Source organism: Phyllobacterium sp. P5_D12 (genome assembly GCF_054049495.1).
This window is the reverse complement of record NZ_JBFUMG010000439.1, coordinates 1-3,771: the sequence shown is the minus strand read 5'-3', so window position 1 is coordinate 3,771 and position 3,771 is coordinate 1. Positions and strand designations below refer to the sequence as shown.

The 3,771-nt window shown below is 56.2% G+C and carries 6 protein-coding genes; 2 read left to right on the top strand and 4 right to left on the bottom strand.

Annotated features, from left to right (window positions below):
- The 4 genes from ACXJ5O_RS21305 to hslV all read right to left on the bottom strand — a co-directional run.
- On the bottom strand, positions 1–227 hold a 227-nt coding region (locus ACXJ5O_RS21305), incomplete at its 3' end, for a lysozyme inhibitor LprI family protein (protein ID WP_457301634.1).
- A 106-nt stretch (positions 228–333) separates the two neighbouring features.
- Positions 334–1,641 carry an ATP-dependent protease ATPase subunit HslU gene (gene hslU / locus ACXJ5O_RS21300; protein WP_457301633.1) on the bottom strand — a complete coding sequence of 436 codons (1,308 nt, stop codon included), beginning with the start codon at positions 1,639–1,641 and terminating at the stop codon, positions 334–336.
- Positions 1,638–2,195: a GNAT family N-acetyltransferase gene (locus ACXJ5O_RS21295; protein ID WP_457301632.1), complete on the bottom strand. Its 558-nt coding sequence runs from the start codon at positions 2,193–2,195 to the stop codon at positions 1,638–1,640. Before ACXJ5O_RS21295 ends, hslU begins: the two co-directional genes overlap by 4 nt.
- Positions 2,185–2,739, bottom strand: coding sequence for an ATP-dependent protease subunit HslV (gene hslV, locus ACXJ5O_RS21290; protein ID WP_457301631.1), 555 nt, complete (start codon positions 2,737–2,739; stop codon positions 2,185–2,187). The genes ACXJ5O_RS21295 and hslV overlap by 11 nt, the downstream gene beginning before the upstream one ends.
- 215 nt (positions 2,740–2,954) lie before the next feature.
- Between hslV and hisB the strand changes: the two genes are divergently transcribed.
- Both hisB and ACXJ5O_RS21280 read left to right on the top strand, forming a co-directional pair.
- On the top strand, positions 2,955–3,563 hold the full coding sequence (gene hisB / locus ACXJ5O_RS21285) for an imidazoleglycerol-phosphate dehydratase HisB (RefSeq protein ID WP_457301630.1): 609 nt from the start codon (positions 2,955–2,957) through the stop codon (positions 3,561–3,563).
- 3 nt (positions 3,564–3,566) lie between these two features.
- The coding region (locus ACXJ5O_RS21280) for a DUF2628 domain-containing protein (RefSeq protein ID WP_457301629.1) at positions 3,567–3,771 on the top strand (205 nt) is incomplete at its 3' end.

Here is a 3,771-nt window from a genome sequence, read left to right as displayed (position 1 = left end):
GTTACGAGCAGTTTCGTCGTTACCGCATCGTCCTTCAAACGTGTCGTGATCTGCTTGTAAAGCGCATTCAAGTTGTCATCGGACTTCTTGTAAGCCTTGCCGTAGCATTCGTTGAGGTCCGCCTGGCTACTGCTGGCGGTATCGCAAGGCTCAGCTGCGCTGGCCCCCGTTGCTCCGGAATAAGCAATCAGGACAGTTAGTAGGAGGAGTATGGGCAAAATGCGCATGGGAGTACTCCTATTGGTGCGATTCGACCCATTAAACGAAAAATCCAGGCAATTTCCAGTGCCTGGATTTCTGTACTGGTTAATCGCCGGCCTCAGCGGTTGACGTCTACAATATGAACCGGGAGAGATCCGCATTCTTGGCAAGGTCTCCGACGGTCTCCCGTACATATTTGGCGTCTATCGTGTGTTCGGCGCCCGATTTGTCAGGTGCGTTGAACGAAATGTCATCGAGCACCCGCTCCATGACCGTTTGCAGACGGCGTGCACCGATGTTCTCGACAGTCGAGTTCAGATCGACTGCGATATCGGCCAAAGCATCGATGGCGTCGTCGGTGATATTGAGCGTGACCTCCTCTGTAGCCATCAACGCGATATACTGTTTGAGCAGACTGGCTTCCGGCTCGGTCAGAATGCGGCGCATGTCATCGCGAGTCAGAGCGCTAAGCTCCACCCGGATGGGCAGGCGGCCCTGCAGTTCCGGCAGAAGGTCAGAGGGCTTCGAAACATGGAACGCACCAGATGCGATAAATAGGATATGGTCTGTCTTGATCGGACCGTACTTGGTGGCGACGGTCGTCCCTTCCACCAATGGCAGCAGGTCCCGCTGCACGCCTTCGCGCGAAACACCGGCGCCCATGCCGCCATCACGAGCTGCAATCTTGTCGATCTCATCAAGGAATACAATGCCGTCATCTTCGGCAGAACGCAGTGCTTCCTGGGTGATCTGGTCCTGATCGAGGAGCTTGTCGGATTCGTCATTGACCAGGACACCATACGATTCCTTGACCGTCGTCTTCACCGTCTTGGTGCGGCCGCCCATGGCCTTGCCCAGCATGTCGCTGAGGTTGAGCACGCCGATATTTGCGCCGGGCATGCCCGGTAGTTCGAAATTCGGCATGCCTGAACCGGTGTCTGCAACCTCGACCTCGATCTCCTTGTCGTCGATCAGACCGTCGCGCAGTTTCTTGCGGAAACTGTCGCGTGTTGCCGGGCTTGCGGTCTTGCCCACCAATGCATCGAGAACGCGTTCTTCTGCATTTACATGAGCTTTGGCCTTCACATCCTCGCGCTTCTTTTCGCGCACGAGACCGATGGCGACTTCGACGAGATCGCGAATGATTTGTTCGACATCGCGGCCGACATAGCCGACCTCGGTAAATTTGGTTGCTTCCACCTTGATGAAGGGTGCACCGGCAAGCTTGGCGAGGCGGCGGGATATTTCCGTCTTGCCGACGCCGGTAGGTCCGATCATCAGAATATTCTTCGGCATCACCTCTTCGCGCATTTGACCTTCGAGCTGCTGGCGGCGCCAGCGGTTACGCAGGGCGATAGCGACGGCGCGTTTGGCGTCATTCTGGCCAATAATGTAGCGGTCGAGTTCGGAGACGATCTCGCGAGGGGAAAATGTTGTCATTGTAATCTCGTTTCCTGCCCGTCGTCGGGCGATTGTTCAGACACAAGGTCAGGGTTGTCCCGTGCCATCATGAGGGCGGGACCGTAAATGGATGTCCGGGTATCGAAAGCGACGAAGCCCGCCTTTTTGTATGCCTTGATCGCCTGGCTGTTCGCTGGGTCAGGATCGACGATAACGCGAGGCACGCCTTCTTCGAAGAGCAGTGACACGAACTCGTCAAGCAGGCGAGGGCCGTGGCCTTGACCGATCAGATCGGGTTCGCCGATGAACTGGTCGAGTCCGAGTGTCCCGGTCGGCTGATCCTGGTAAGGGTGATCATCCTCCAGGTGTGGATCGTAGGTCCGCAGATAGCCAATCGCTTCATCGCCGAGCATGATGATGAACGGCTCCACGGACACGCTGTCCATGTGTTCCGCGATTGACGCCATCTCTACGTCGGCATCTTCATTCCACCATTTCGCCACATGCGGCTCCGCCAGCCATTCCGAAATCATGTTCAAATGGCGGGGTTCCACCGGGATGAAGCGGTAGCGATAGATAGGCTCATTCGGCATCAAGAGTCTCGAGTGTGACGCTCGTATTCGTAAAGATGCAAATGTCGGCGGCGATCTGCATGGCGCGGCGGGCGATCTCTTCGGCGCTCAAATCCGTATCGGCAAGGGCGCGTGCAGCGGCTAGCGCATAATTGCCGCCGGAGCCAATGGCCATGACGCCATGTTCGGGTTCAAGCACGTCGCCAGTACCGGTCAGCGCAAGGGTGACCGACTTGTCGGCGACAAGCATCATGGCTTCCAGCCGGCGCAGATAGCGATCGGTGCGCCAGTCCTTGGCGAGTTCGACACAGGCGCGCGTCAATTGATCCGGATATTGCTCGAGCTTGCTTTCTAGCCGCTCAAGCAGGGTGAATGCATCGGCGGTGGCACCGGCAAATCCGGCGATTACATTGCCTTTGCCAAGTCGGCGTACCTTGCGCGCGTTGCCTTTCATGATCGTATTGCCAAGGCTGACCTGCCCGTCGCCGGCAATGACGACCTTGCCATCCTTGCGGACAGTGACAATCGTGGTTCCATACATGGTTGAGGGATTGTGTTCTTGCATTCGATTCTCCTTCAAGCAAATTCGATTATGCCCCAAATGGCAGCAGATCGAACCCCTTCTGTTCCACTTATGTATGAAGCGCTCGCAGAATTGCAAATGCTGCTCAGGTCACGACCTTGGTCTGCGCCATCAAAGCATTTGGAGATTCGCCATTCGTGTTTTAGAAGGCCTCATTTGGAACGGTTTTTTACAAACCCCTGTGGCGGGAAATAGTAATGACAAGCGTCAACACACGCACCGCGAAGGTAGAGCGAAGCACCAAGGAAACCAGCATTGCCGTATCGGTCAATCTGGATGGTACCGGGGCGTTCGATATTTCTACYGGCGTCGGCTTCTTTGACCATATGCTGGAGCAGCTCTCCCGTCACTCTCTGATCGACATGGATATCAAAGCCAAGGGCGACCTGCATATCGATGATCACCACACAGTGGAGGATACGGGCATCGCCATCGGCCAGGCCATTGCCAAGGCGCTGGGTGATCGCCGCGGCATCACCCGTTACGCCTCGCTGGATCTCGCCATGGATGAAACGCTGACGCGCGCTGCCCTCGATATCTCGGGCCGTCCGTTTCTCGTATGGCAAGTTGAGTTCTCCGCGGCAAAAATCGGCACTTTCGATACGGAACTTGTCCGTGAGTTCTTCCAGGCGGTGGCGCAGAATGCCGGAATAACATTGCATGTCTCGAACCTTTATGGCGCCAACAATCACCATATCGCCGAAACCTGCTTCAAGGCGGTCGCGCGCACGTTACGGCACGCCATAGAAACCGATCCGCGGCAGAAGGATGCTATTCCATCCACCAAGGGTACTTTGAAAGGCTGAAACATGGCCAGTTTCATTGTGTTGGCACCTGAGCTGGACGGCCAGCGTGACGATGACAAAACCGTCTTCGTCAGGGACGGCTTTGCCTTGCTTGCCTTTATCCTGACTGTTCCCTGGCTGCTGGTGCAGCGGCTATGGTTCGAAGCGGCGGTCATTTTTGGATTGATGGTCGTGATTTCCGGAGTGGGCACCTATACCGGCCATGAAG

What these genes read in the sequence shown, in the direction of transcription:
- hslV (WP_457301631.1), bottom strand. Translation starts at nt 2,739, where the DNA reads ATGCAAGAACACAATCCCTCAACCATGTATGGAACCACGATTGTCACT.
- ACXJ5O_RS21295 (WP_457301632.1), bottom strand. Translation starts at nt 2,195, where the DNA reads ATGCCGAATGAGCCTATCTATCGCTACCGCTTCATCCCGGTGGAACCC.
- hslU (WP_457301633.1), bottom strand. Translation starts at nt 1,641, where the DNA reads ATGACAACATTTTCCCCTCGCGAGATCGTCTCCGAACTCGACCGCTAC.